This is a genomic window from Actinokineospora baliensis (assembly GCF_016907695.1).
GTDB lineage: Bacteria > Actinomycetota > Actinomycetes > Mycobacteriales > Pseudonocardiaceae > Actinokineospora > Actinokineospora baliensis.
This window is the reverse complement of the sequence record NZ_JAFBCK010000001.1, coordinates 3,989,859-4,016,518: the sequence shown is the minus strand read 5'-3', so window position 1 is coordinate 4,016,518 and position 26,660 is coordinate 3,989,859. Positions and strand designations below refer to the sequence as shown.

Here is a 26,660-nt window from a genome sequence, read left to right as displayed (position 1 = left end):
CATAGGCCGTCCGGCCGCTTGCGCGCCGGGCCGACCGTGGGCGAGGTTGTGTGAATTTACCGCCGACCCGGCGGTAGGCGCCGTCTTGACGGGTGATCAGAGGCGCGTTTATGGTCTAGACCACAGCACATCTAGACCCAGCTGAACTGCACCAACCCCTCCGGCGTCCGGGTCCGGCCGACGCCCGACGGGAAGCGGCGTCCCCCGCTCCCCGTTTCCACCCCTGCGCGGGTCGCCAACGGCGGCCCGCGGAAACGCCGTCCACTCCTGTGGAGGAGCACGCAACCATGAAGCACAAGCGCAAATTCGCCGCGGCAGCGGCAGGGGCGACCATCGCCCCGCTGTTGATGGTCGCCCTGCCCGCGAGCCAGGCCGCGGCGCACGGCTACATCAGCTCCCCGCCCAGCCGCCAGGCCAACTGCGCGGCGGGCAAGGTCAGCAACTGCGGCCCGGTCATCTACGAGCCGCAGAGCGTCGAGGGGCCCAAGGGGCAGAAGAACTGCCACGGCGGTCTCTCGCAGTTCTCCCAGCTCAGCGACGAGTCGAAGAACTGGCCCGCGGCCTCGGTCGGCAACTCGGTGAACTTCACCTGGACGCTCACCGCCCGGCACGCGACCTCGACCTGGGAATACTTCATCGGCAGCGAGCGGGTCGCGGTCTTCAACGACAACGGCGCGCAGCCCGGTGCGACCAAGACCCACACCGTCAACCTGGGCGGCAAGTCCGGCCGGGTGAAGCTGCTCGCCGTGTGGAACATCGCCGACACCGCGATGGCCTTCTACAGCTGCGTCGACCTGCAGGTCGGCGGCGGTGGCACCACCACCACCCAGCCGACCACCACGACCACGCAGCCGACGACGACCACCACTCGTCCGACGACGACCACCACGCAGCCGACCACCACGACCACGCCGCCGCAGTCGGGCACGTGGGCGGCGGGCACCAACTACGCGGCAGGCGCGACCGTGACCTACAACGGTGGCTCCTACCGCTGCCTGCAGGCCCACACCGCGTTGGCGGGCTGGGAGCCGAGCACCACCCCGGCTCTCTGGGCCAAGAACTGATGGCCACCCGGTCCGGGCCTCGGCGGGTCCGGACCGGGTCCCCCAAGGAGGCACCCATGAGACGTCCACTCATCGCCGCCGCCTGCCTCGTCGCGCTCGCGGGCTGCGCGGGCAACGGCCACACCGACCACGCGGCGGGCCACGCCGACCACCTGGCGCCCACCACCCCGGCCTCCTCGGCCGCGGCCCCGCTGACCACCGCGAGCGGCGCCGCCAGCGCCGCCCCCGCCGTCAGCGACTACAACCTGGCCGACGTGATGTTCCTGCAGATGGCGATCGCCAACCACAACCGCGGCATCGAGCTGATCCACCTCGCCGACAAGCGACCGATCCGCGAAGACCTGCGCAACCTGGCCGCCGCCATCCGGCTGACCCAGGAGCAGGAGGTCGGCCAGATGAAGAAGTGGCTCTCCGGCTGGTCCCAGTCCACCGACGTCAACCCCGACCCCAACGCCCACTCCCACCACGGCGGCATGCCGGTGACCGACGCCCAGGCACTGGCCGAGCTGGGGAAACTGCCCGACAGCGAGTTCGAGAAGCAGTTCATCGCACTGCTGACCGCCCACCAGCACAACGCGGTGGAGTTCGCGCTGACCGAGGGCAAGGAAGGCGCCAGCGCGGAGGTGAAGGCGTTCGCGGACAAGGTGGTCAAGTCCCGGACCGGCCAGATCCAGCAGTTGCTGAACTACCAGCAGTGAGCTCCGTGCGGGTCCCGGCCTTCTCCGGGACCCGCACGGTCACAGATCCGGTTGTGCACCGAGCGGGACGTCAAGCAGCTTCGGCTTCTTGAGCAGGAACCTCAGCAGCTTCTCGGCGCCTTCTTTCGTGAAGTCCTCGACCACGTAGTAGGTGGTGGTCGACGGGGCCAGGAAGTCGGGGATCCCGGCGGTGGACTGGCCGGGGAGGACAACGGGGACGAACCGCCGCAGGTCGTGCTGGTTTGCGTGGAAGGTGTCCCGGATCAGGCGGGCCTCCCACTGGGCACCCCTGCCTTCGTCGGGGTTCGCGCGGCCCTCTGCCCGCTCCCGGTACCGCTCAGAGGCAATGCACAGAACGACGTCGGCCTCGCGGATCTGCTCCCCCATCCAGAGCACCCAATCCTGCCGCTCCCCCGCGGCGAGCTGGTCCAAGCGGGCGTCGATGCCGTTGGTGCGGAGAAACTCCCAGAAGCCCTGAACCACTTCGTTGTGGTTGTCCTCTTGGGCGTAGGAGAGGAACACCCTCGGCACCGTCATCGCCTCCTCCGCCGCGACCTGCCCGCGGCTTGGCCACTCTTGATCGAGTGCAGTCCCTCTTCGAACTGCTTCACCAGCGGGTTCTGCTTGCTCAAGCTCCTGCGCAGGAGGGTCAGCATGCGAATCACGATGCGCACCGCGTTCTGCGGATTGCCCGCAATCGCCGTCCAGGACGCCAAGGGCAGGTGAAGCCCGATCGTCAGCGGGTCGAACTCGCCGCGCAACGTAGCGAGCCGCTCCACCATGGTCGTGAAGATGTCGCGCGCCGCGACCGGGTTGCCACCATCGCCGATCAGGTCCGCATACTGCGGTTGCAGATCGATGACCTCCACGCTGACCTCCCCGAACTCGGCGACCGCCGCGGCTTGGATCTCCTCGTAGATGGCGATGGCCTCCTCCGGTCGGCCCAGCGCCGACACGGCGTCGGCGACGAAGCTCCTGGCAAGCAAGGTGCGGTACGCGCTTGGCCCCAGCACCCGGGCCCGGGCTGAGGCGACCTCGTCGAACAGCTCCACGGCACGCTCGTACTCACCCAGCTCGAAGACGCAGTGCGCGATCCAGTACCGGGTGTCCAGCAGGTGCGGGTGGTCGGCGTCGAGCAGCAGCGCCTGCTCCTCGGCGATCCCTTCCAGCAGCGACCGCCCGCGCTCAAAGTCCTTTATCCACACCGCCAGGGAGGCTCGAGCCCGAAGCACCAGCGCACTGTCGCCGTACGAGGCCGCCACCATTTCGTCGACCATCTCCGCGATCTGCAGCTCCGCGATCCGCCGCTCACCGATGTCGTCGTACAGCAGCGCGATCCGGAGTCGGAGCTCGAAGGTCTCCAGGTCGTCCGGAAGGTGACCTACCACGGCGAGGGCGTGCGCGTGGAGGTCCTGCCACACCTTCATGGTCTCCAGGACCAGAACGGGCTTGGGCAGAGTGACGGCAACCAGCTCCCTTGCCCGAGCGGCGTGGGCGAGTCCATCGCGGTGGCGGGTCACGGATTGGATCAGGCGGTGGACTGAGATCGTTGCTTCTGGGCCTCGGGTGATCAGGCTGTGGGAGCGGAGTTCGCCGATGGCGCGGACCAAGGCCAGTTCGTCGGCTAACGGGTGCAACACCGTGACCGGGATGGCGTCCGGGGCGAGGTAGGCGATGGTGTCGAGGACTTCGCGGGCCAGCGGGCTCAGGCGCTCGATGGCCAACAGCCACGTGGTGGCGACGGTGTGGGGGTAGTCGTCGGGTTGGTTGTCGGCCTGCAGATCAGCGCTGCGGTCTCGGTAGAAGCGCAGGTAGGTGGCGAGAGCGATGCCGTTGGTGGCGGCGAAGGCGGCGGCTTGGGTGAGGGCCAAGGGGAGACCGCCGAGTTCGTCGGCGAGTTCCGCGGCCGCCTCGGCGTCGGTGTCTTCGGAGGTGGTGGTGAGCAGTTCGACGGCGGCCGCGTGCGGTAGGGGGACAATGTGGTGGACGGTGTCGGGCTTGGGCCAGCGGCCTGCTTGGCTGGTCACCAGGACGTGGCCGTTGCCCCTGGCCGGGTAGAGGCCGTTGAGCGCGGCCGTGCTCGGCACGTTGTCGAGGATGAGCAGCCAGGGGCGTTTGTAGTCGGACAGCCAGGTGTTGACCGCGTGCACGGGGTTGCGGACCAGGGTGGCCTCGGACGCCGGGCGGACCAGGTCGAGGAGGTCGCGATATTGGCGGTCGAGGGCGGCCTTATCCTCGGCGTGGATCCACCAGACCACGCCGTAGTCGTCCAGGTGCTGTTCGGCGTAGGCGCGGGCGAGGCTGCTCTTGCCGACCCCGCCCATGCCGGTCAGGACCCGGACCACCGGGGCGCGGCCCTTCTTCGGCGCGGTGAAGGCGGCGCGCAGGTCGGCCAGCTCCTGATCACGCCCGACCACCGGGGTCATGTCGCCGATGTTCGGGGAGATGACTTGGTCGGGGGGCGCGGGGGCGACGGCCTCCGCGGTCCAGGTGTCCAGGTCGGGTTCGGCGGCGAGGGGGAGGCTGGCGAGCCTTGGCTTGCGGAGGATGAAGCGGAGCAGGTCCTCGGCACCGGGCACCGTGAGGTCGCGGACGGTGTAGACGGTGGTGGTGGCGGGGGCGAGGAAGTCGGGGACGCCGTCGGGCGAGTGGCCGGGGAGGACTACGGGGACGAACTTCTGCAGGTCGCCGCCGCTGGCGTAGAACTCGGCGCGGATCAGGCGGGCTTCCCAGCGGACGCCGTTGCCCTCGGCGTGGCGGTACTGCGGGGAGGCCACGCAGAGGACGACTTCGGCGGCGCGGATCTGCTCGGCCGTCCACAGCGACCAGTCCTGCCGCTGGTCTTCGGCGACCTGGTCGAACACCGCGTCCACACCGTTGCCGCGCAGGAACGCCCAGAACGAGCGGACCAGCGCGCGGTGCTCCTCGGACTCGTGCGCGTAGGAGAGCAACACCCGACGCGCCACTGATCACCCCGATCTGCTGTTCCGCCACCCGGTCCATCGCTGGGGTGGACCGGGTCGTTGCGGGGAAGATCCTATTGCGCGGTGATCTCGTCGTAGGTGGGGAAGTGGTGGGCGATGGAGTCGTCGAGGAAGTTGGCGATCCAGCCGTTGTCGTCGTGGAAGAAGCGGATGGAGATGTAGTCGGGGCGGGTGCCCATGTCGAACCAGTGGGTGGTGTTGGCGGGCACGCTGAGCAGGTCGCCCGCCTCGCACAGGACGGCGTGGACCTTGCCGTCGATGTGCAGGTAGAAGATGCCGGAGCCGCGGGCGAAGAAGCGGTCCTCGTCGTCGTCGTGGGTGTGTTCGGAGAGGAACTTGGCGCGGGCGGTGGCGGCCTGTTCGCGCCAGGCGTCGGTGTCGACCGGGGTCATGGTGACGGCGTCGACGAAGTGGTAGCCCTCGCGCGCGGAGACCTCGTCGACCCGGGTCTGGTAGGCCTTGATGACCTCGTCGGACGGCGGGTTGCGCGGGAGGTCGACCACGGGCCAGCGGGTGAAGCGGACACCGAGCTCGGCCAGGACGGCCCGGATCTCGGCCTCGTCGCGGGTGCGGGTCAGCACGGTGGCGGGGTCGGTGTCGGGCCAGACGGTCAACAAGGTCATCGGGTCACCCTTCCGCGATGGCGGTCTTGAACCGCAGCAGCCATTCCAGGCACTCGGCGCGGTGCCTGGCGACCATCAGGTCGTCCCCCCACACGTACACCCCGTGCCTGGCGACGACCAGCGCGGGCGTCCCGGGGTCGTACCCCGCCTCGAACGCGTCACCGAGCACGCCCATGTCCTGGGAGTTGGGCACGACCGGGACGCGCACCAGGTCGTCGTGCGCGCGCCTGCCGAAGCCCTTGAGCATCTCCAGGTCGCGCAGCTCGATGCCGTCCGGCCACCGCTCGGCGGCCACGACCGGGGCGAGCATGTGCAGGTGGACGACCGCGCCAGCGCCGGAGACCGCGGCGATGCGCGCGTGCAGGCCCGCCTCCGCGGAGGGACGCAGGCGCTGCCCGGGCAGGGCGGCTCCGGTGCCGTCGACCTCGACGACGTCGTGCGCGGTGAGCTCGCCCTTGTCCAGGCCGCTGGCGGTGACGGCCAGGCGCAGCGGGTCGCGGCCGAGGGTCACCGACAGGTTGCCCGAGGTGCCGCGCATCCAGCCCAGCGCCGTGTACCGGGCGGACTCGACGGCGATGGCCTGGCCCGCGGAGACGATGGCCTGGGTCGCCCGGTCAGGCATCGGGCACGATCCGGAAATCGTCGAAGGTCTTGGCGACCCTGTGGTCACCGAAGTCGGCGCCCGCGTACGGCTCGCCGTCGCGGGCTAGGCCGATGGTCTGCCAGCCCGCCTCGGCGGCGGCGTCGAGTTCGGCGGGAACGTCGGACAGGAACACGATCCGCTGCGGGGTGGGTCCGCCGATGCCTTCGGCGATGGCGGCGTAAGAGGCCGCTTCGCGCTTGGGGCCCGCGTTGACCGTGTCGAAGTGGTGGCGGAAGAGGGTGGTCAGGTCGCCTTCGGTCGTCGTGGAGAACGACGCGATCTGGCCCGCGACGGAGCCGGAGGAGAACACGGCGAGCTTCAGCCCGGCCTCGTGCCAGCCGCGCAAGGTGGGGACGACGTCGGGGAAGTACTCGGAGACGAGGCCGCCGCGGGCGTAGCCGTCCTGCCAGATGAGGCCCTGGAGGTCCTTGAGCGGCGCGGCCTTGCGGTCGGCGGCCATCCACCCGTGCAGCACCGCCACCACGGCCGCGGTGTCGGCGCTGTCCGGCAGCCCGGCTTCGGCCTTGGTCCGCGCGACGGCCGAGACCACCACCGGGTCGGTCGGGTGCGCGTCGATCCAGGGGCCCAGCCGGGGGCGGGCGTAGTCGTAGAGCACCACGTGGACGCCCGCGGTCGGCATCAGGGTGCCCTCGATGTCGAGCACGACCCACTGGGCGGACAGGGTGTCGGTCACGGTTCCTCTCTCTGCCGACGGCGACGGGGCGCCGAGCGGCGATCAGCGGTGGTAGTCGGAGACGGCGGCGGGGACGAAGGGGCCGCGGTCGGTGACGATGGTGGTGACGAACCGCGGCGGGGTCACGTCGAAGGCCGGGTAGTGGCCGCGGACCTTGTCGCTGGCGGTGCGCACCCCCAGGGTGTGCAGCACCTCGCTGCCGTCGCGGTGCTCGATGGGGACGTCTGCCGCGGTCGGCGCGGCCGGGTCGGGGGCCTGGACCTGGGCCAGGAACGGCACCCCGAAGGCGTGCGCGGCGACGGCGAGGCCGAGGGTGCCGACCTTGTTGACCACGTGCCCGTCCATGGTGACCCGGTCCGCGGCGGTGAGCAGCACGTCGACCAGGCCGCGCTGCAGCACGGAGGCGCCCATGCCGTCGGTGATCAGCGTGGTGTCGACGCCCATCTCGGCGAGGGTCTCGGCGGTGAGCCGGGCGCCCTGCAGGTACGGGCGGGTCTCGGTGCAGACGAACGACACGTCCTTGCCGAGCCGCTGGGCCGCGGCGACGGTCTCGATCAGGTAGGCGTCGGCCCAGCAGTGGGTGAGGACGCGGGCACCGTCGGGCAGGAGCTTGGCGCTGTGCTCGCCGAGGGCGCGGCTCTTGGCGCGGTAGAGCGCGTCCCCCGCTTCCGCTCCCCGCGTGGCCGCGGCGACCAACTCCTCCCCCGCGACCGGCCCGGCGGCGTCGACCTCGGCGAGGACGGCGGCGACGGCCTTGCGCAGGTGGTTGTTGGTGGCGCGGCTGGCGATCAGGCGCCCACCGGCCCGGTCCAGCGCGGCACGGGCGTCCGCCACGGGCAGTCCCGCCGCGTCCCTGGCCGCGAGGACCATGCCGAACAGGGCGGCGAAGTACGGACCGGAGGACTGGGTGACCATGTCCTCGATCGCGACGGCGACCTCCTCGACCGTCGCGCAGCGCACCCAGACCCGCTCGAACGGGAAGCGCCTGCGGTCGAGGATGGCGACGGCCTCGGGGTCGAGCCTGACGCTCTCGTCCAGGGTCGGTCTCGGCATCAGCTGTACCCGGTCGGCGCGGGGAACTCGCCGGTCAGCAGGTGCTTGCCCACCTCGGCGGCCTTGTAGACGGTCGGGTCGTGCAGGGTGAGGGTGCGGGCGTTGCGCCAGAAGCGGTCGATGCCGTGCTTGGCGGAGGTGGCGCGGGCACCGGTGAACTCGAAGAGCCGGTTGGTGATCTCGACGGCGAGGTCGGAGGTGACGACCTTGGCGTGCGAGACCCGGATCGAGGTCCGTCCACGCTCGTCGGCCGACAGCGCGTCACCACGGGCGGCGGCGTCGGCGAATGCTCGCGCGGCGGCGTCGACGAGCAGGTCGGCCGCTTCCAGGCGCGACAACAGGCTGCCGTACCCCGCGAGGATGTGCGGGTCGTCGGTGGCGTGCTCGACACCGGAAGCGGGCCAGGCGCGCGCGGTTTCCCGGGTGTAGCGGGCGGCCTCGGTGAGCGCGCCCCGGCCGATCGCGGCGAGGACCCGGCTGAGGACCAGCTGGAAGCCCAGCGGGGCAAGGGAATCGCGCTGCGCGAGGGCGTCACCCGGCAGCGGCTGCGGCCCGAGGACGTCGTGCTCGGCGACGAAGACGTCGGTGAACTCGACGCCCCCGCTGGCCGAGAGCCGCTGGCCGAGGTTGTCCCAGTCGCCGAGGTAGCGGATCCCCCCGGCGGTCGCGTCGAGGGTGAAGGTGATCTTGCGGCCGGTGGTGGCGTGCGCCCCGCTGACCACCAGCCGGTCCGCGACGCTGGCACCGGTGGCGAAGAACTTGCGGCCAGCGACCAGGTATCCACCGTCCACATCGGACAGCACGAGGGCGTCGTCGCGCGGATTCGCGACACCGGCCCAGAACCAGCGCTGCTCGGCGGTGGCCCGGTTGAGCTCCTCGGTCAGGTCCGGCCGGTCGAACAGGGTGGTGCGCCACACGTGCAGGTAGTGGTAGCCCAGCAGGTGCCCCACGGACGAGTCGGCCGCGGCGACCTCAGCCAGCACCGCGTGCGCCACGGCCCAGTCCTGCCCGTGCCCCCCGTGCGCGGCGGGGACCAGCAGCGGCAACAGCCCGCTCTCGCGCAACAACGCCACCTCGACCAGCGGCTCGGCGCCCTTGCGCTCCCGCTCCACCGCATCGGCCGCCAGCCGCGCGGCCACGTCCCGCGCCACCTCGACCCACCGCTGGTGCCCCATCACACTCCCGCCGTCCTCAGTACTCCCCCGGCAGTATGCCGGTCGGCGCGGCGGCGACCGCTATGTGGGACTCCCGTACGCCCGCTCCACCCTGGCCACCCGCACCTGGAACGCGTCATACCACTGCGTCCGCCCGCGCTCCCTGGTCCTGACGTGCTCCGGCTGCTCCCGCCACACCGCGATGGACTCCTCATCGGCGAAGTACGCCACGGTGATCCCCACCCGATCGGCGTCGCGCACGGAGTCGTAGCCGAGGAACCCGGGTGAGGCCTCCACCAGCTCGAACATCCGATCGGCTGTCTCGTGGTAACCCTCGTCGTCGGAACTGAGCACCGAGCAGAAGATGACCGCGTAGTAAGGCGGCTCAGGCGTGGTGGTGAGGCTCATGTGTCCAGTCAAACAGGCCACCACCGCCGGTGTCGTGCCCGTAACGGGCTAGGTCCGCTCCGGTGGGCACCGCGTCCGCTCGGGCGGTTCAACCGGGGACCAGATCGGGCCACACGAGCGCGGCGGCGCCCCAAGTGGCCCCGGCGCCGAAGGCGGGCAGGACGAGGCGGTCGCCCGCCCTGATCCGACCCGTGGCGCTGCCGTGGTGCAGTGCCAGCGGGATGGAGGCGCCCGCGGTGTTGCCGACCTGGTCGAGGTGCAGGACGGCCGCGTCGTCGGGCAGGCCGAGGCGCTGGGTCACCGCGGTGAGGATCCTGGCGTTGGCCTGGTGCCCGACCACGTGCTTGACCTCGGCCAGGTCCCAGCCGGCGATCGCCAAGACCTCCCTGGTGACGGCCTCCATGTTCTTGATGGCGTGGGCGAAGGTGGACCGGCCGAACATCCGGATGTGAGCGGGTGCGGTGTCGCCAGCCGACCTGGCCAACGCGCCACCGCCGTCGACGGCGATCAGGTCGGCAAGGCCGCCGTCGCTGTGCAGGGCGACCGCCGCCACCGCGCCGGGTTCGTCCGGGTCACCCGCCCGGTACACCGCGGCCCCCGCGCCGTCGCCGAAGATGGGCGCGGTCGCCCGGTCATCGGGGTCGACCAGGGTGGTGAAGCTCTCCGCGGCGACGACCAGGACCGTCTCGGCCTGCCCGCCCGAGATGAGCGCACGGGCGACCTGCGTGGCGTAGAGGAACCCCGAGCACACGGCCGAGACGTCGAAGGCGGGCACTCCGGCGAGCCCCAGGCGGTGCGCCACCTCCGGCGCGGTCGCCGGGCACAGGCGGTCCGGGGTGGTGGTCGCGAGCACCACGTAATCGACGGCGTCGAGGCCCGCGCTCTTGAGCGCCCGCGACCCGGCTTCCACCGCGAGATCCGCGGTCCCGGTCCCGGCGCGCACGACGTGGCGTTGGCGGATCCCGGTGCGCGCCGTGATCCACTCGTCTGTGGTGCCGGTGCGCGCCGCCACGTCGGCGTTGGTCACCACATCGGGCGGGAGCCAGGCTCCCAGTCCGCACAGCACGGCTGATGGCACAACGCGCCCCCTTCAGAACGTGAACTCGTGCTTGGCCCTGACCAGCAGGGCGACCAGCGATTCGCATTCCCGCGTGGTGTGCGCGGCGGTGATGCCGACGCGCAGCCGACCGGTTCGCGCGGGCACGTGCGGGTGGACGAAGGCCGCGGTGAACACCCCCCGCTCCATCAACCAGTTGGCCACCGCGATCGTCTTGTCCTCGTCGCCGACCAGCACCGGCACGATGTGGCTGCGGGTGTTGAGGACGTCGACCCCCGCCGCGCGCAGGCCGCCCAGCACCAGGGTCACGTTGGCCTGGAGCCGGGCGCGCAGGGTGGGACCGTGCAGCGCCAGGTGGTTGAGCGAGGCCAGCGTCGCCCCGACCACGCCCGGCGCGGAGCCGCGCGAACTGGTGTAGGACGGCGACAGGTAGCGCAGCAGGGGCTCGATCAGCGGGGTGGTCAGCACGAACCCGCCGACGCTGCCCAGGGCCTTGCTCATCGTGCCCACCACGACGTCGACCTGGTCCAGGACCCCGAAGTGCTCGGCGACGCCGAGCCCGGTGGGCCCGACCACGCCGAACGAGTGCGCCTCGTCGACCACCACCAGGGCGTCGTGGGCCTTGGCGAGGCGGACGATCTCGTCGAGCGGGGCGTAGTCGCCGTCGGCGCTGTAGAGCCCGTCCACCACGACCACGCGCCTGCGCTTGTCGGCGGACTTGCGCAGCAGCTGCTCCAGGCGCGCCGTGTTGTTGTGCGGGAACGTCCGCACCTCGGCGCCGGAGAGCTTGCTGCCCATGAAGATGGACACGTGGTCGGTCCGGTCGTTGATGACCACGTCGTCCGGGCCCGCGAGCGCGGTGATCACCGCGAGGTTGGCCGCCATGCCGGAGGGGAACAGCACGGCCGAGGACAGGGCCGACAGCCCACCGAGCACCTCCTCGACGTCGCGGTGGATCCGGGTGTGCCCGCACAGCAGTTGGGCGCCGTAGGTGTTGGTGCCGAAGCGCTGCACCGCTTCGACCGCCGCGGCCTTGAGCGCGGGCTCCTGCGAGAGGCCGAGGTAGTCGCACGAGCCGAACATCAGCAGCGCCTCGTGCTTGTCGGTGCGCACCGAGGTGCCGGTGTTGGCCTCGATCACCGGGAAGAAGGGCGAGACACCCGCCCGTTCCCACTCGCCGTAGGTCTCGTCCAGCTTGATCGGTGCGGTCGGTGTGGACATCGGTTCTCACCCTCCGGTGCGCGCGGCCCTGGCGAATTCAGTGGAAATGGCTTCGGTCAGGTGCCGCACCGTCGCGGCGCCGTCGACGGCGAACTCCCGCAGCACCCGGTCGAGGTCGACGCCGTAGTCCTTCTCGATGTTCATCAGAATCTCGGAGAACGTGAGGGAATCCATTCCCAGGTCGACGAGAACGGTGTTGTCGGCGACCTCCTCGATTCCCGTCTCGTCCTGGATGAGGGTGATGAGGACGTCATTGAGCTCAGCACTCATACGATTTTCCTCTGTTCCTGGAGAACGCGGCCGCGCGCGTGGCGCTACTTCCTGGCGAGTTGCTCGGCGTGTTCGGCCCGGCGGCTGAGCAAGCCCTGGCTCAGCAGGATCCCGAACACGACGACCAGCGCGCCGACGGGCTGGTTCCACGTGATGTCCTCACCGAGGACGGCGATGCCCAGCGCGACCCCCACCAGCGGCGACACGTAGGTCACGGTGGAGGCGGGTGTGGCACCCCAGTGCTCGACGATGAAGGTGTTCCAGATGTAGGCGATCCCGCTGGCCAACACCCCGAGCACGACCACGCTCAGCACGATCGGTGTGGTCAGCGACACCGGTGTGACAGCGGTGAAGGGGGCGACGAGCAGCATCATCGCCGCCGCGAGCGCCACCTGCACCGCGGCGATCGTCGCCGCGTCGTGCTGGTGCCGCCCGGACACGTGTTTGCGCAGGTGGGTGAACGCGAGCCCGTAGCTGGCGGTGCCGACGAGGCAGGCCAGCTGCGGCAGCCCGGTGCCCGAGAGCTCACCGAGATCGGCCAGCAGCGCCCACGGCGCCAGCACCACGACGATGCCGACCGCGCCGATGAGGATCCCCAGCGAGCGCAGCGCGGTGAGCCGCTCGGCGGGCAGCAGGGCCAACCCGATCGCCATGGTCATCAGCGGTGTGGTCGCGTTGTAGATGCTGGACAGACCGGACGGGATGTGGCGCCCGGCCCACGCGAACAGCAGCAGCGGCAACACGCAGAGCAGGAACGCCACCACGGCGAGGTGCCCGATCAACCGCGGGTCCCTCGGCCACCGGCGCCCGGTGAGCAGCAGGATGAGGTTGAGCGTCACCGCTCCCAGCACCAACCGGCCCAGGACCAACTGCTGCGGCGTCAGCCCGGCCACCGCGATCTTGATGAAGAAGAAGCTCGACCCCCAGGTGAGTGCCAGGGCCACGTAAGCGACCAGGACCCTGGTCGCGGAATTGCCCGCGCGTGACATTGAATCCATCCCCCGAGAACAGATCGCGGCTACCTGTGCGATCGCGTGGATATCGCCCTGCCAAGCGAAGAATGCCCCATTGATCAGTGGCCGGAACAACCTTGACGCTTTATCGACCACCCCGCGAGCAGTCCGGACAAATCGGCCTGATGACCTCGCGTAACAATGATGCTAGCAGCCGGGCGTGAAGCGCAGCGTGCGACAACCGGGTGACGCTGTGGCCACTTATTTTCATTGCTTTCCGGACTGGGAAAACCAGACGCCGGGTGGGAATGGCGCCCGCGCGGGGGTCAGCCGGTGAGGGCGAGGGCTCGGCCGCGGTCGCGCCACCAGAGGTCGTAGGCGGCGTTGCAGCCCTGGCGGCGGTGGAAGGCGGCCACGACCTGGCTGTGGATCTCTTCGATGTGGGCGGCGACCGTGGTGCCGGGGCGGTAGTAGAGGCGCAGCTCCTGGGTGAGCGGGTGGTCCTCGATCGCGCGGATGGCGATGGCGCCGGGGTGGTCGCGGCTGGTGGCCAGGGCTGGGCCGATCGCGAACCGGGCGGAGACCAGTTCCAGCATGGTGGCCAGGCACTGGGTGCTGTGCGGCTGCTCCAGCACCACGCCGTGGTCGCGGCAGACCTGGTTGACGTAGGTGCCCCAGCGGGTGGTGCCCGGCGGTTCGTCGACCCACGGGTGTTCGGCGACGTGGGCGAGGGTGATGGCGGGCAGGCTGAGCAGGGGGTGGTCGTGGGCCAGGGCGATGAAGACCGGCTCCTGCGGGTGCACGACCACGCTGCGGACGCCTTGTGGCTGGGGGAGGCCGGACAGGGGTGCGCGGTACACCAGGGCCAGGTCGAGGGCGCCGATGGCGACCTTGTCGACGCTGATCCGTTCGTCGATGTCCTCTTGGACGCTGACGCCCGAACACCACGGCTGATCGTGCAGCCAGCGGCTGACCTCTATGTGCAAGAAGCCGCAGTAGCCGCCTACGCGGAGCGGGTCTGAGGGCAAGCCGCGTCGGGACCACTCCCCCACGCGCTCCGCTATTGCTGCCATACCGCTGAGCACCACTCGCGCCTCGTTGAGGACCTCCGCCCCCAGCGGCGTCGGGAGGCAGCCGTACTCGGCCCGGAAGAACAGGCGACCGCCGACATTGCGCTCTATGCGCTGCAGGAGTCCGGAGAGGGCGGGTTGGGACATGCCTAGGCGGCGCGCGGCTTGGGTGAGGCTACCGGTCTCGTCGATGGCTGCCAGCGCGCGCAGGTGGCGGATCTCCAGCTCCACGATCCCTCCGCATCCCACCGCGGGTGATCCGGTGGTTCCGCGACGGTACCTCTCGTGCGCGCGTGCTGTGAAGGGGTGCACGACGCGCCGCGCACCCCTTCACAGCACTGTCCCGGTGACCGCGGCGGGGTCCACCACTGGGGTGAACCCGGCCGGGGCCGCTGCGCGCGGCAACCCGGCCACCGGGGGTACCCGCCGGTCCCGAGCGGCGGATCGGCGAGCCGACCGGGGCTCCCCGCGTGACCGCGACGTGTCCGGGGTCGCGGGCAGGGGGACCGACCGCCCGGTCGGGTGGGGGCTCGCCGCCCCGACCGCGCCCGTCGGGATCGGGGCGGCCGTGCTCTCGGTCCCCCGGCGGGGGTCGTGAGCGGCGCGAACGCGATCACCGGTGCGGCCGGGGTGATCGGCGACGCCACCAAGTGCGTGCGGCACCTCCTCCGAACGGGCGCGTCCCGCGCCCGCGCTGTGGGTGAACCGACGGTAAACCGGGCGTGATCAGGGCGAACAGATCACAGATCGGCATAACGCTTCCCAGGGATCACCACCGACACGATCGGAGTAGCGAGCCGAACCCGGTTCGGCCGACGGAGATCATCAGCACTAGCCTGTACAGGTATGGCGGGCGTAGAGGAGATCCGTTCCTGGATCGCGGTGGCCACGGAGAAGGCGCGGTCGGGGATCGCGGCGATCGCGCAGGCGAGCTTGGAACTCGACGAGGCGCGCGGGGCGTTGGCGACCGCCAGTTCCGGGCACGCTCCCGCCGAGCTGGCCCGCTCGCAGGGCCTGCTCGCCGAGGCCGAGCGGGCACTGGCCGACGCGCGCGACGCGCTGTACGCGGGCATCTCCGCCGCCGAGGGATACCTGGGCGGGCGCTGACCCGGTCGCCGCGATCGGCTTCACTTGACCGGCGGAGCACGCCGGTCCGCGCGGGGGCGCCGAACAACCACGTACTGACACCGGCCGCACACGAGCTGATGGGGTCCCACGATGCTGGGTAGGCGGGAGCGCAGACAGCGCGCCGAGAACGCGCTGGCGCGGTTGCGTTCCGTGCTCAACCAGGCCCTGGGCGCTGCGGTGGGCGGGCACGAGCGGGCGGTGCTGCACAAGCGGCAGCTGGAGTTCGAGCGGGCGGTGCAGCGCATCGGCCTGGCCAAGGCAGGCCGCGACCGCGAGATCGCCGAGCAGCTGACCGACCCGGCGCTGGCCCCGGTCTGGGAGCGGATCACCCGCGAACGCGACGACAGCTACGCCGAATGGCGCCGTGACGGCCTTGGCGCGGTGCGCGAGCTGGTGGCGGCGCACACCCCCGGTCCGGCGGGTCAGCCGTGGCAGGAGTGGCTGGGCGCGGTGGGCACCGACCCCGGGGTGAGCGCGCCCCGGATGTGGCGGATCGGCACAGCGCACGTGGAGCACGAGTCGCCCGAACACGGGTTCCCGCTGGCGGTGCCGCTGCTCGAACACGCCCACCTGCGGCTGAACTCCGCGCGCGGCGACCGGGCCGCGGTGGACTCCATCGTGGAAACCCTGCTGCTGCGGGTGTTGAGCACGTTCACCCCCGGACTGGTGCGGCTGCACCTGTGGGACATCGGGCACCTGACCGGGCCGCTGCCCAACCTGCACCCGCTGACCGCCGCCGGGTTGCTCGTCGTGCACGACCCGACCCGGCTCGACGACCTGTTGGCGCTGCTGGCCGGGCACATCCGCAAGGTGCACGCCAACGCGTTGCGGGCAGGGCGGACCACGCTCAAGGACGCCTGCGCGGCGGCGGGGCGGCGGGTGGAGCCGTGGCGGGTGGCGGTGCTGTTCGGCAACGGTGAGCGGCTCGACGAGGAGCAGTACCGGGAGCTCAACCGGATCGCCCGCACCGGACCGGACGCGGGCGTGCACCTGATCCTGGTGGACATGCCGGTGTCGGCGAGCAGTCCACTGGAGACGGTCACCTTCACCGACCAGGAGCAGGCCACCTCCAGCGTCACCGGCTCCGGTGTCGTCGTGCGCGCCGACCCGCCGGTGTCGGCGGCGGCGGCGATCCGCGCGGCGACGGCGATCCGCGACGACATGGTGGTGCGCCGGGGTCGGCCGCGCTCGTTCATCGACCTGCTGCCGCGCGTGCTCGGGCGGGAGAGCTCGCGGGAGGAGCTGCGCACGGTCATCGGGTTCGACGAGGGCGACCCGGTGGAGCTGGTCCTCGGCGACGCGACCCCGCACGCGCTGGTGGCCGGGCCGAGCGGGTCGGGCAAGACGAACCTGCTGTACGCGATGCTCGGCGGGCTCGCCGCGCGGTACCCACCGCGCGAGCTGGAGCTGTACCTGTTGGACTTCAAGGAAGGCGTGTCCTTCGCGGGGTTGACGCCGGGCACCAAGGACCCGAGTTGGCTGCCGCAGGCGCGGCTGGTCGGGGTGAACGTCAACACCGACCGCGAGTTCGGGTTGGCGCTGCTGCGGTACCTGTCGCAGGAACTGGCCAGGCGCGCTGAGGCGGCCAAGCGCCAGGAGGTCACCAAGCTCGCCGAACTGCGCGACGCGGAGCCGGAGGTGAGCTGGCCCAGGGTGGTCGCGGTGATCGACGAGTTCCAGGCGCTGTTCTCCGGCCGCGACCAGATCACCCAGCAGGCGGCGGCGCTGCTGGAGGACGTGGCGCGGCGGGGCCGCTCACAGGGGATCCACCTGGTGCTGGCCAGCCAGGACATCGCCGGGATCGAGGCGTTCTGGGGCAAGCCCGCGGTGTACGACCAGTGCACGCTGCGGATCGCGATGCCCAAGGCCAAGCGGGTGCTGGCGCAGGACAACCTGGCGGCCAACACGCTGCAGCGCTGGCACGTGGTGGTCAACCACGAGTCCGGCATCGCGCACGGCAACGAGGTCGCGCACGTGCCCGACGCGTCGAGCCGGGGCACCTTCGACGAACTGCAGCGACGGCTGTGGCGCGAGGTCGAGTCAAGCGCACCGCGACTGTTCGACGGCGCGCACCAGCCGTCGTTGCTGACCACCGCGGAGTTCGCGACGCCGCGCGGCCCGGTGCTGGGCCAGATCATCGACGTCGCCGACCGGGCGGCGGTGCTGCGGCTGGAGGCGGCGCCGGGGCGGAACCTGGCGGTGCTGGGGACCGCTGTGGAGGACGCGCTGGCTGTCATGGCGAGCGCGGCATTGTCGCTGGGTCGCGCGTACAAGCCGGACGAGTGCGAGTTCGAGCTGTGGTGTCACGTGGAGTCGTTGCGGGACAACGTGACGGCGGTCGCGGAGGCACTTGCCCACCAGGGACACCGGGTGCGGGCGCGGTTCGACTCGACCATCGCCGACATGACCGAGCAGACCTGCCCCGGCAAGCGGTTCGTGTTCTTCTACGCCGTGGACGGTGCCACACAGTTGTTGGAACACAAGGAAACCGGGGTTGTCCAAAGTGGACTCGACAAGTTCCGGGCGCTGCTCAAGCACGGCCCCGCGGGCAACGTGCACACCTTCGGCTGGTGGCGCGGCGTCGCCCGGCTCAAGGACACCCTCGGCTTCGGCGGCAACGACGACGTCGGCGCCTGGGTGGCCCTGGACGTGCAGGGCTCGGAGCTCAACCAGCTCGCCGCCGGGCAACTGGTGGACTGGTCGCCGCGACCGCACCGGGCGGTGTTCTTCGACCGGACCACGCACAGCCGCCCCGACGTGCTGATCCCGTTCGACCCGACGAGCGCGCTGGAGGAGCGGTGACCGAGGACCCGGTGGCCCGCTACAAGGAACTGCTGGAAACCGCCCACCACGCCGCCCGAGCCCACTCCGAACACGAACGCCGCCGCGCGGTCGACCTGGTAGCCGAGATCAACGCCGCCGACCAGCGCGTCACCGCCGCCGCCAAAGCCCAAGCCCAAGTCGACGGCGAGATCAACGCCTGGTGGCGCCAGGTCATCACCGCAGCAGGCGACCTGAAGTGGCTCACCACCACCCCCCGCCCCACCCCCGACCCGTCCGCCAACCCGGACCAACTGCGCGACTACCTCCGCCAAATCGAACCCGCCACCAAGGAGTTCAACACCACCCTCCGCCGAGCCATCTGGCCCCGCCGCATCTGAGAGCACAATCTCGGGGCCAGCACCTCGCCTCCTGGAAGCCGCTGGTGCCACCTCAGCCGATCGAGTCAGCCCCGCCAACTCGGCCACCGCTCCTAGGAAGCCGCCCACCCAATGCTCGATGGGGCGGACTTGGTTTGCGTGGGGTGGCGGCAGTCGTAGCGTTTCAGCGCGGATAGGGCCACGCTTTTCGGCCCCAGCTTTGCGGTCCTGCCACGGGTAGCGCAGGGGCCCCGCGCAAACCAAGTTCGCCCCATCGAGCACACCCAGCCACCACGAACCGACCCCGCCAACCCAGCCCCCCGAGCCAGCCCCGCCAGCCCGACCACCGAGCTAGCCCCGCCAACCCAGCCGACCGGGTCAGCCCGCCAGCCCGACCACCGCTCCGAGGAAGCCGCCCACCCGAACTGCTCGATGGGGCGGACTTGTTTTGTGTGGGGTGGCGGCAGTCGTAGCCTTGCCTCGCTGCAGGGCCATGCTTTTCGGCCCCGGCTTTTGCGGTCCTGCCACGGCTGGTGCAGGGGCCCCGCGCAAAACAAGTCCGCCCCATCGAGCACACCCACACCCCACGGACCCGGTCGCAATGCCGAAGGCGAGCCGCCCCATCGAGCCAGAAAAGGCCCCGCTTCCGGGCCGGGGGGCCGGAAGCGGGGCGGCGGGCCCGCGGTGCGACCGGGAGCATCGGGGTCGCGGGCCCGGGGTGGCCACCTCACCGCGCGGGGTCAGGGCGCGGGGGTGGCGCTGGTGTCCGGTTATGTCGAGGGCAAGAGCGGGAGCAGTGGGATCAGCGGGAGATCCGGGGTGAGCAGGGCCGATAGCAGGTGCAGCAGGCTGGGCAGGACCGCGACCACCACCGGCGCGGGCAGTTCTCCTGCGGTGGCGACGAACGCTTGGGTGTTGGCCAGGACGTGGAGGGCGTCTTGGCTTTCGGTGATCTCGCGCAGGTCGGCCAGGACCGGGGGCAGCCGGTCGAGGACGGCGTCGACCTCGGTGGGGGTGGTGAGCTGGGCGGCCAGGTGGTCGAGCTCGGTCACGGGGTCCGCGCTCGCGGGGAGGGGCAGCAGGGCCAGGGCCGCGGCGATCACAACAGCGGCTGGCGCGGGGAACCTCATCTGTCGGGGCGCCCTTTCTGGTCGGTGTACGAGGTACTCGGGCTGCCCCAACAGCTAGCAGCGCGCCCGCGCCGGGACCAGTCCGCGCCGCTGGGTGATGGCGCAAGCACATAGCTGACGCTGAGCCCTCAGTGGACGGACATAACCGCTGGTCAGCACCATCGTGGGCGGGCGGTGGCGGTGGGTGCGGCCGGTGTGCACGCTGCGCTGACCCCGGCCCGCGCGATGGGCGGCGGCGCAGCCGATCGGGTGATTTCCGAGCTGTCACCCGACCGTGCGGCGCTATCGGGCGACGAGCACGGCCGCGTCGAGGACTGCGACGACGAGCATCGCGTGGAACGTGGCGCGGGAACGCGGGCGGCCGCCGAGGACCAGTCCCACGGCGGTCACGAGCGCGGCGGCCCCCAACGCGACGAAGCCCACCACCGTCGGTACCCCGACGACCAGGGTGGCGGACGCGGCCAGGACCAACAACGCGGCGGCCACTCTGGAGCCAGTAGGACCGACTCGGTGCGGTAGGCCCACCACGCCGGTCTTACGGTCATCGGCGAGGTCCGGCAACGCGTTCGCGAAGTGCGCCGCGCAGCCCAAGAGGGACGCGGTCGCCACTAGCCACCACGGCGGCCAGTAAGGCGACGGCAGTCCAAGAGTGACGAATGCGGTTAAGAGCCCAAACGACACCGCGTAGGGGGCTAGCGAAAAGACTGTGGCTTTCAGTCGAAGGTCATAGGCCCACGCGGACATAAGAGCCACGACATGCGCGAGCCCGGCACCAAGCCCGGAAAGGAACGACAGCCCCACTGCGGCCAGCGCACTGATCAGGACCGCGGTCCGCACCGACCGCGCGGAGATCCGTCCTTGCGCGACCGGCTTGTCGGTCCGACCGACAGCGGCGTCCCGGGAGACGTCCACAAGGTCGTTGAGCCACCCCACCGACAACTGCCCGGCCAGTACCGCGGCGGCGACAGCGGTACTACCCCACCAACTCTGGCCCAGTCCGGCGGCCAGACCCGTTGCGGCGAGGGTCACCGCGACGGCAGGCTCCGGGTGGGATGCGCGCACGAGCGGTGTCACGCGGCCCACGGTACGTCAAGCAGAGGGGGTACCCGTGTGCCAGCCTCAGACGATGACCACGCTCTACGACGACCTCGCCGCGCAGTGGTGGCGTCCCCGTGGGGCATTCGCCGCGTTGCACTGGCTGGCCGAGGCACGCGCCCAGCTCATCCCCCCTGCACGGCGTCCTGGGGCGGTTCTGGTCGACCTGGGGTGCGGTGGCGGCTTGCTCGCCCCGCACATCAGCGCCAAGGGCTACCTCCACGTCGGGGTCGACCTATCGCGCGAAGGCCCGCACCTAGCGGCCGCACACGGTGTGAAGGCGATTCGCGGTGATGTGCTTCGCGTTCCTCTCAAGCCCGGCTGCGCGGATGTCGTTGTCGCAGGGGAAGTTCTCGAGCACCTGTCAGATCTACCGCGAGCCATTGGCCAAGCGTGCGGGCTCTTAAGACCAGGCGGGCTTCTAGTGCTGGACACACTCGCCAACACAGCGCTGTGCCGGTTCCTCGCGATCACCGTCGCCGAACGGCTGCCTGGTGTGCCGCGCGGTGTGCACGACCCGAGCCTGCTGGTCGACCGGGCGGCGCTGGTCGCCGCGTGCGCCGAGCACGGGGTTCGGTTGCGGCTGCGGGGCATCCGCCCCTCGGCGTTGGACCTGCTCGGCTGGGCGGTGGGCGCGCGCGACGGGGTGCGGATGATCCCGGTGCCGACCACAGCCGTGTTGTTCCACGGGGTAGGGACGAAGGAGAGCTGATGGCGGCGGTGACCGGGATCGGTGTGGCGACCCCGCCGCGCATCACGCAAGAGGCTCTATGGGACGGCTACTTCCGCGCGCACACCGGTGGCGGCGGCCTCGCGCGGCGGATCTTCGCGGGCGCGGGCGTGCGCGCTAGGCACACCGTCGTGGACCCGGTCACCGAGGACATCTCCGGGTGGTCGACCGAGCGGCGGATGGCGCGCTTCGCCGAGCAGGCACCGCCGCTGGCCACCGCTGCTCTGGTCGACGCGCTCGCCGCGGCGGGCCGCTCCCCCGGTGATCTGGGCCTGCTGGCCGTCGTGTCGTGCACCGGGTACGGCACGCCCGGGGTGGACGTCGCGCTCGCCGACGGGCTGGGGCTCGCGGCCGACACCCAGCGGCTGCTGATCGGCCACATGGGCTGCTACGCAGCGATCCCCGGTCTTGGCGCCGTGTGCGACTTCGCGACCGCGCGCGGGCTGCCCGCGGCGCTGGTGTGCGTCGAGCTGACGTCGTTGCACGTCCAGCCGCCGGACGACGACCCCGAGCAGGTGGTGGCGCACGCGTTGTTCAGCGACGCCGCGGCCGCCGTGGTCGTGGAGCCGGACGCGCCGGGGTGGGAGCTGCTGGACGTCGCCGCGCACACCGACACCGACAGCCGCGACCTGATGACCTGGCGGGTCACCGACCTCGGCTTCCGGATGGGCCTGTCCGCGCGGGTCCCCGACGCCCTCGCGGGTGCCGTGCGGCCGGTCGTGGAGAAGATGCTGGCCCGCCACGGGGCCACGGTGGACGATGTCGCGGGCTGGGCGGTGCACCCGGGTGGGCCGAGGATCCTGGACACGGTGCGGCTCGAGTTGGGGCTGACCGAGGCCGCCATGGCACCCTCGCGGGCGGTGCTGGCCGAGCACGGCAACTGCTCGTCGGCGACAGTGGTGCTGGTGCTGCGCGAGATCGGCGCGCGGCCGGGAGAGCTGGTGGTGGCCATGGCGTTCGGACCGGGGTTGACCCTCTACACCGCGCTGCTGCGACGATCCGGGTGAGCACGACCCGGGTCTACCGCGACGGCGCGCTGGTCGACGAGGACGTCCCGCTGGCGGGCTTGCGCGAGCGGCTGGCGGCCGAGGGAACGGTGGCCTGGGTCGACATCGACCACAGCGACGCCGACCACAGCGACGACGCGGAGCTGATGCGGGCAGGTGCGGAGCTGGGCCTGCACGAACTGGCCTTGGAGGACGCCGCGCAGCGCCACCAGCGGCCCAAGGTGGACCTGTACCGCACGCACCAGTTCCTCGCGGTCTACGCGGTGTCGATGGCCGACGACGGGACGCTGACCACGGCGGAGCTGTCGGTCTTCGTGACGCCGAAAGCGCTGGTCACCGTGCACGACGGGTTCGACATGACGCCGGTCGCGCGGCGCTGCGCCGACTCGGTGCTGACCGGTGACCGGGTCGGGGTGCTGCTGCACGCCCTGCTCGACTTCGTCGTGGACGGGCACCTCCAGGCGGCCGCGACCCTCGACGAGCTGATCGAGGACCTCGAGGGCGTGGTCTTCGAGGACGACCCGGACGTGCGGCGACTGCAACGGGAAGCGGTGCGGCTGCGGCGAAGCCTGTCGCACCTGCGGCGGGTGGTGATCCCGATGCGCGACATCATGACCGGCCTGACCAGGGTGCCCGACCTGGTCGACGAGGAATTGGAGCCCTACTTCGGCGACATCCGCGACCACGTCGCGCACGCGACCGAGTGGACGGAGTCGTTGCGCGACCACGTCACCGCGCTGCGCGAGACCCAGCTGACCATCCAGGGCAACCGGCTCAACCTGATCATGAAGAAGGTCACCGGGTGGGCCGCGATCATCGCCGTGCCGACCGCGATCACCGGCTTCTACGGCCAGAACGTGCCGTACCCCGGCACCGGCGAAACGTGGGGGTTCTGGATGTCGTCCGGGGTGATGGTCGTGCTGGGCGCGGCCCTCTACCTGATGTTCAAGCGCAAGGACTGGCTCTAGGGCGTCCTGCCCTTGAGCGCCTCCGCGCGGCGCAGGTACGCCTTGGCGACCTCTGGCTCGTCCGCCGCCTCGTAGAGCAGGCAGTAGGTGAGCATCGCCATCTCGGCCAGCTCGGGGTCGGTCGCGGCCAGGTCGAGGTACGCGCCGACTGCCCGGATGGCCTCGTGGGGATCGGTGACCATGGGGATTTGAAGTTCGGCGACCTTGAGCGCGGCGCGCGGCGAGACCGCGGGGTGGTTGTACTCGACAACCGCCTTATAGGCGTCGACGACAACCTCGGGGTTGAAGGCGGCAGCCGCTGAATTGATGGTCGCTTCGGCGAGTGCGTAGGCAGCCTCAGGTGACCATTCGGGATGGTTGGCGGCTACCACTTGGCGGTAAGCCTTGACGCGCTCGTTCGCATTGTCGGTGAGGCGGGCTAGGCGGAGTGCGGCGAGTGTGCTCCAGTCGCCGTGTTGGGCAGCGGCAACGGCCCTATAGAGCGGGGCCGCGACCCACGGCTTGGTTTCGGCCTCTGCACGTAGGAAGTCGGCGACAACCGCCGAGGAGTCCACTGTGAGCGTCGCCCGGGGCTCGACGCGAGGGACCGGCAACGGGACGCGGGCGACGGCGACGCTGTCGACGGTGTCGTCGAAGGTGCGCTGCGGTGTGGACAGCCCGGCGTCGGACATTCGGTCGGAGATGTGGTGGTAGAGGTCGTCTACGGACACGTAGCCGTCCCCGTCGCGGTCCGGCTGACCGGTGGCCAGGCAGTCGGCGGCGAAACCGGTGAACGGACTGGGCTCCCCCGGCCGCTCGGCGTCCCTGGTCAACTGCACCGACAGCGCGCTGGCGATGACGAACACCCCCTTACCGCTGAGGTGGCGGGGTAGGTCGGGGGCCGCCTTAAAGCCGCCCGCGTGACAACAGTCGAGCAGCACGACCTTCGCCTTGGCACGGGACGCGGCCATCATGTCGACCACCAGGCTCGCGGGGACCCCGGTGGCCATGATCCGGCCGGACTGGGTGTCGCGGGCGGCGAGGTGCAGCTTCCCGTGCAGGTCGAGCTTGCCGTGGCCGCTGTAGTAGAGCAGCAGCTGGTCGTCGCGGGTGGCCTCGCCGAAGAACTCGTCGAGCGCGAGCAGGATGTCGGCCCGGCTGGCGTCGGCCACCACCCGCACGTCGGCGAGCCGGTGCAAGCCGACACCGGGGGCGGTGAGCGCGGACCGCAGCACCTCCGCGTCGTGCTCGGGGCCCAGGAGCGGGGCGAGGCCGGGGTCCTCGGGGAACGCCCAGTTGGTCACCAGCAGCGCCCGATACGTGCGCTGCTGGGAGGAGGCCGGTGCCATAGTGACCATCATGACCGAGGCGCGCGTCGACGACCGGCGTTTCCAGGACCTGCTGGCCGAGGCGACACGCGTGGCCGAGCGGCGCGACCCCGGTGCCGGGCGCGACGAGCGGGTGACGGCAGTGCTGTCGGGTGTCGCGCACCTCGCGGACGAGGTGATCTTCCAGCTCACCCGGCTGCCTGAGCTGCTGCGCGGCCCGCTGCTCGACGTGCTCGGCCTGCGCCCGGCCCGGGCGCGGATGGCCAAGGCCGTGCTGGAGGTCCGCTCGGCGCACCCGGTCACCCTCCCGCGCGGCACCCGAGCGTCCACTGTGGAGGGCGTGGAGTTCACCACCGAACACGACCTGCGGGTGGCGGCCGCCGAGGTGGTCGGGGCGCTGACCCGGTTCGACGGCGACGCCGCGCAGGTCCTCGACCTCGGCGGCGGGTACGAGGTCTCCTCGGCCACCGACAGCGGCCTGTACCTGGGCTTCTCGACCCCGCTGTCGAACTGCCTGGTCGAGTTCACCTTCACCGACGCGTCCACGCTCAAGGACAGCAGGCCGACCTGGGTCGTGGAGGCGTGGGACGGCGAGACGTGGCGGCCTGCCGCCGTGCACCGCGACACCACCGGGGGCCTGTCGCGCAGCGGCACGATGCTCGTCCGCGTGCCCGACAACCACGGCGAGCTCGCGATCAGCGGGATCAGCGGTGCGTGGATCAGGTTCCGCGGTGCCGCCGAACTCGACGAGACCCACATCTGGTTCCGGGTTAGCGCCCGCACGGTCGGCGGGGTCGTCACCGCCGCGCACGGCAGGCTCGTGCTCGACGAGCCCCTCGGTTCAACAACGGGCGAACCCGGTCAAGGGCTCGGTGCGCACCAGCGGCCGGTGGTCGGTCCGGCGCCGGTGGTCGAGGTCGGCGGCGTGGACGGGTGGGACACGTGGACCGTCGTCGAGGACTTCACCGGCAGCGGCGCCGAGGACCGGCACGTCGTGCTCGACGGCGACACCGTGCGGTTCGGCCCGGCGGTCACCGAAGACGACGTCTTGGTCCAGCGTGGCGCACTCCCCCGGGCAGGCGCGCTGGTGCGGGTGCGCGAGTACTGGGCGGGCGGCGGCACGCGCGGCAACGTGCCCGCGGAGGCACTACGCGTGCTCGAAGGCTTCCCCGACGTGACCGTGACCAACCCGCTGCCCGCGACCGGTGGGCGCGACGCGGAAACGGTCGACGAGGTATGGCGGCGGGCGCCGTTCGCGCTGCGAGCCCGCGACCGGGCGGTCACCGCGCAGGACTACGAGTACCTAGCACGAGAAGCCGCTCCTGAGCTGGCGCGGGCGCACTGCGTCCTCGGCGACGACGGCGCGATCAACGTACTGCTCGTGCCTAACGCGCCCAGCGACGAAATGGGACGCGTCGACTTCAATGACCTAGGGCTCGACCAGAACACGCTGCGCACGGTGAGCGACTACCTGGACGAACGCCGGGTCATCGGCACCAGGGTCGTCGTGGACGCGCCGCGCTACGGCGGAGTAACTGTCGTCGCCCAAGTCCAGAGGGCACCAGGGGTGAGCGCCACGCGAACGCACGACGCCGCCTTACGCGCGCTCTACTCGTACCTGCACCCGATCATCGGTGGCCCCACCGGAACCGGGTGGCCCTTAGGGCGCGCGGTGCACGTAGGCGACATCTATGCCGTGCTGCACCAGGTCGAGGGCGTCTCCGGGGTGGACGACGTGCGGCTCTACCTGGTGGACACGCACAACCGCTCCAGGGGCGACTCGGCCACGAAGATCACCGTCGACCGCGACGCGCTCCTGTTCTCCGCCGACCACCAGGTGCGGGTGCTCGCCACGTGACCGACCCCATCCCGACCGCGGTGACCGCCCTGTTCGCCGCGCTCCGCGCGACTGCCGAAGACCCCCGGGAGCTCCTGGATCCGGCGACCGCCGCGCCGGACGTGCTGCGGTGGATCGCCCACATCGTGGGAGCGGACACGACCCTGCCGACCGGGCCGCTGCGGGGGCAGGTGGCCCACGCCATGGCCGCGCACCGCCGTCGCGGTACCGTCGCCGGGCTGCACGCCCTGGTCGCCCTCTACGGCGGGACCGCCGAGGTCACCGAGGTCGGCACCACCGTCACCGTCACGGTGACCCTGCCGGAGGCCGATCTCGCCGACCCCGTGCGGGACGCGGTGGCGGCGGCCGTGCCCGCCCACACCCGCGCCACCGTGCGCGTCCAGGTCCGCCCGAACGAGTGATCCA

26 protein-coding genes are annotated in these 26,660 nt (G+C 71.3%); 10 read left to right on the top strand and 16 right to left on the bottom strand.

Annotated elements, in window-relative coordinates; all coding sequences use genetic code 11:
* Positions 1–287 precede the first annotated feature (287 nt).
* Together JOD54_RS18700 and JOD54_RS18695 are read left to right on the top strand one after the other, a co-directional pair.
* The gene (locus JOD54_RS18700; protein WP_204451765.1) at positions 288–1,064 is read left to right on the top strand and encodes a lytic polysaccharide monooxygenase; all 777 of its coding nucleotides are present in this window, start codon (positions 288–290) and stop codon (positions 1,062–1,064) included.
* A gap of 56 nt (positions 1,065–1,120) precedes the next feature.
* Positions 1,121–1,762 carry a DUF305 domain-containing protein gene (locus JOD54_RS18695; protein ID WP_204451764.1) on the top strand — a complete coding sequence of 214 codons (642 nt, stop codon included), beginning with the start codon at positions 1,121–1,123 and terminating at the stop codon, positions 1,760–1,762.
* Between the two features lie 39 nt (positions 1,763–1,801).
* On the opposite strand, the gene JOD54_RS18690 is transcribed toward JOD54_RS18695, so the two are convergent.
* The 13 genes from JOD54_RS18690 to JOD54_RS18630 all read right to left on the bottom strand — a co-directional run bounded on the left by JOD54_RS18690 (position 1,802) and on the right by JOD54_RS18630 (position 14,123).
* The gene (locus JOD54_RS18690; protein ID WP_204451763.1) at positions 1,802–2,299 is read right to left on the bottom strand and encodes an SEFIR domain-containing protein; all 498 of its coding nucleotides are present in this window, start codon (positions 2,297–2,299) and stop codon (positions 1,802–1,804) included.
* Entirely contained in the window at positions 2,296–4,728 is a 2,433-nt protein-coding gene (locus JOD54_RS18685; protein ID WP_204451762.1) for an SEFIR domain-containing protein, read from the bottom strand. Before JOD54_RS18685 ends, JOD54_RS18690 begins: the two co-directional genes overlap by 4 nt.
* Before the next feature lie 71 nt (positions 4,729–4,799).
* On the bottom strand, positions 4,800–5,369 hold the full coding sequence (locus JOD54_RS18680) for a 1,2-dihydroxy-3-keto-5-methylthiopentene dioxygenase (protein ID WP_204451761.1): 570 nt from the start codon (positions 5,367–5,369) through the stop codon (positions 4,800–4,802).
* Between the two features lie 4 nt (positions 5,370–5,373).
* Complete coding sequence (mtnB, locus tag JOD54_RS18675) at positions 5,374–5,991, bottom strand: methylthioribulose 1-phosphate dehydratase (protein WP_204451760.1); 618 nt, start codon at positions 5,989–5,991, stop codon at positions 5,374–5,376.
* Positions 5,984–6,706, bottom strand: a complete 723-nt coding sequence (gene mtnC / locus JOD54_RS18670) for an acireductone synthase (protein ID WP_204451759.1) — start codon at positions 6,704–6,706, stop codon at positions 5,984–5,986. The genes mtnB and mtnC overlap by 8 nt, the downstream gene beginning before the upstream one ends.
* A gap of 42 nt (positions 6,707–6,748) precedes the next feature.
* Entirely contained in the window at positions 6,749–7,759 is a 1,011-nt protein-coding gene (locus JOD54_RS18665; protein ID WP_204451758.1) for a s-methyl-5-thioribose-1-phosphate isomerase, read from the bottom strand.
* Positions 7,759–8,934, bottom strand: coding sequence for an acyl-CoA dehydrogenase family protein (locus JOD54_RS18660; RefSeq protein ID WP_204451757.1), 1,176 nt, complete (start codon positions 8,932–8,934; stop codon positions 7,759–7,761). Before JOD54_RS18660 ends, JOD54_RS18665 begins: the two co-directional genes overlap by 1 nt.
* A 60-nt stretch (positions 8,935–8,994) precedes the next feature.
* Positions 8,995–9,321, bottom strand: a complete 327-nt coding sequence (locus JOD54_RS18655; protein ID WP_204451756.1) for an antibiotic biosynthesis monooxygenase family protein — start codon at positions 9,319–9,321, stop codon at positions 8,995–8,997.
* A gap of 88 nt (positions 9,322–9,409) precedes the next feature.
* Positions 9,410–10,399, bottom strand: a complete 990-nt coding sequence (locus tag JOD54_RS18650) for a beta-ketoacyl-ACP synthase 3 (RefSeq protein ID WP_307860157.1) — start codon at positions 10,397–10,399, stop codon at positions 9,410–9,412.
* Positions 10,400–10,411: 12 nt separating this feature from the next.
* A complete protein-coding gene (locus JOD54_RS18645) occupies positions 10,412–11,599 on the bottom strand; it encodes an aminotransferase class I/II-fold pyridoxal phosphate-dependent enzyme (protein ID WP_204451755.1) in 1,188 nt (395 codons plus the stop codon).
* Positions 11,600–11,605: 6 nt separating this feature from the next.
* A complete protein-coding gene (locus JOD54_RS18640; RefSeq protein ID WP_204451754.1) occupies positions 11,606–11,869 on the bottom strand; it encodes an acyl carrier protein in 264 nt (87 codons plus the stop codon).
* A gap of 44 nt (positions 11,870–11,913) precedes the next feature.
* Complete coding sequence (locus JOD54_RS18635) at positions 11,914–12,867, bottom strand: DMT family transporter (protein ID WP_239573428.1); 954 nt, start codon at positions 12,865–12,867, stop codon at positions 11,914–11,916.
* Positions 12,868–13,148: 281 nt separating this feature from the next.
* Entirely contained in the window at positions 13,149–14,123 is a 975-nt protein-coding gene (locus tag JOD54_RS18630; RefSeq protein WP_204451753.1) for a LysR family transcriptional regulator, read from the bottom strand.
* Between the two features lie 615 nt (positions 14,124–14,738).
* Between JOD54_RS18630 and JOD54_RS18625 the strand changes: the two genes are divergently transcribed.
* From JOD54_RS18625 to JOD54_RS18615, 3 genes are all read left to right on the top strand, one after another.
* A complete protein-coding gene (locus JOD54_RS18625) occupies positions 14,739–14,999 on the top strand; it encodes a hypothetical protein (protein ID WP_204451752.1) in 261 nt (86 codons plus the stop codon).
* Positions 15,000–15,110: 111 nt separating this feature from the next.
* The gene (locus JOD54_RS18620) at positions 15,111–17,822 is read left to right on the top strand and encodes an FtsK/SpoIIIE domain-containing protein (protein ID WP_204451751.1); all 2,712 of its coding nucleotides are present in this window, start codon (positions 15,111–15,113) and stop codon (positions 17,820–17,822) included.
* On the top strand, positions 17,819–18,181 hold the full coding sequence (locus JOD54_RS18615; protein ID WP_204451750.1) for a hypothetical protein: 363 nt from the start codon (positions 17,819–17,821) through the stop codon (positions 18,179–18,181). Before JOD54_RS18620 ends, JOD54_RS18615 begins: the two co-directional genes overlap by 4 nt.
* A gap of 749 nt (positions 18,182–18,930) precedes the next feature.
* Here JOD54_RS18615 and JOD54_RS18610 read toward each other — a convergent pair.
* Entirely contained in the window at positions 18,931–19,290 is a 360-nt protein-coding gene (locus JOD54_RS18610; RefSeq protein WP_204451749.1) for a hypothetical protein, read from the bottom strand.
* Positions 19,291–19,572: 282 nt separating this feature from the next.
* Entirely contained in the window at positions 19,573–20,364 is a 792-nt protein-coding gene (locus tag JOD54_RS18605; RefSeq protein WP_204451748.1) for a UbiA family prenyltransferase, read from the bottom strand.
* A 52-nt stretch (positions 20,365–20,416) separates the two neighbouring features.
* Here JOD54_RS18605 and JOD54_RS18600 point away from each other — a divergent pair, with 52 nt between their 5' ends.
* The 3 genes from JOD54_RS18600 to JOD54_RS18590 are packed head-to-tail and all read left to right on the top strand — an operon-like array spanning position 20,417 to position 23,090.
* Positions 20,417–21,097, top strand: coding sequence for a methyltransferase domain-containing protein (locus tag JOD54_RS18600; RefSeq protein ID WP_204451747.1), 681 nt, complete (start codon positions 20,417–20,419; stop codon positions 21,095–21,097).
* The gene (locus JOD54_RS18595; RefSeq protein WP_204451746.1) at positions 21,097–22,122 is read left to right on the top strand and encodes a type III polyketide synthase; all 1,026 of its coding nucleotides are present in this window, start codon (positions 21,097–21,099) and stop codon (positions 22,120–22,122) included. Before JOD54_RS18600 ends, JOD54_RS18595 begins: the two co-directional genes overlap by 1 nt.
* Positions 22,119–23,090 (top strand): magnesium transporter CorA family protein, encoded by a 972-nt coding sequence (locus tag JOD54_RS18590; RefSeq protein ID WP_204451745.1) that lies wholly within the window; start codon positions 22,119–22,121, stop codon positions 23,088–23,090. The genes JOD54_RS18595 and JOD54_RS18590 overlap by 4 nt, the downstream gene beginning before the upstream one ends.
* Here the strand turns inward: JOD54_RS18590 and JOD54_RS18585 are convergent.
* Positions 23,087–24,418: a caspase family protein gene (locus JOD54_RS18585; protein ID WP_204451744.1), complete on the bottom strand. Its 1,332-nt coding sequence runs from the start codon at positions 24,416–24,418 to the stop codon at positions 23,087–23,089. The genes JOD54_RS18590 and JOD54_RS18585 overlap by 4 nt on opposite strands.
* A gap of 10 nt (positions 24,419–24,428) precedes the next feature.
* On the opposite strand from JOD54_RS18585, the gene JOD54_RS18580 reads away from it, so the two are divergent.
* Entirely contained in the window at positions 24,429–26,255 is a 1,827-nt protein-coding gene (locus JOD54_RS18580; RefSeq protein ID WP_204451743.1) for a putative baseplate assembly protein, read from the top strand.
* Positions 26,252–26,656 carry a phage tail protein gene (locus JOD54_RS18575; RefSeq protein ID WP_204451742.1) on the top strand — a complete coding sequence of 135 codons (405 nt, stop codon included), beginning with the start codon at positions 26,252–26,254 and terminating at the stop codon, positions 26,654–26,656. Before JOD54_RS18580 ends, JOD54_RS18575 begins: the two co-directional genes overlap by 4 nt.
* Positions 26,657–26,660: the final 4 nt, after the last annotated feature.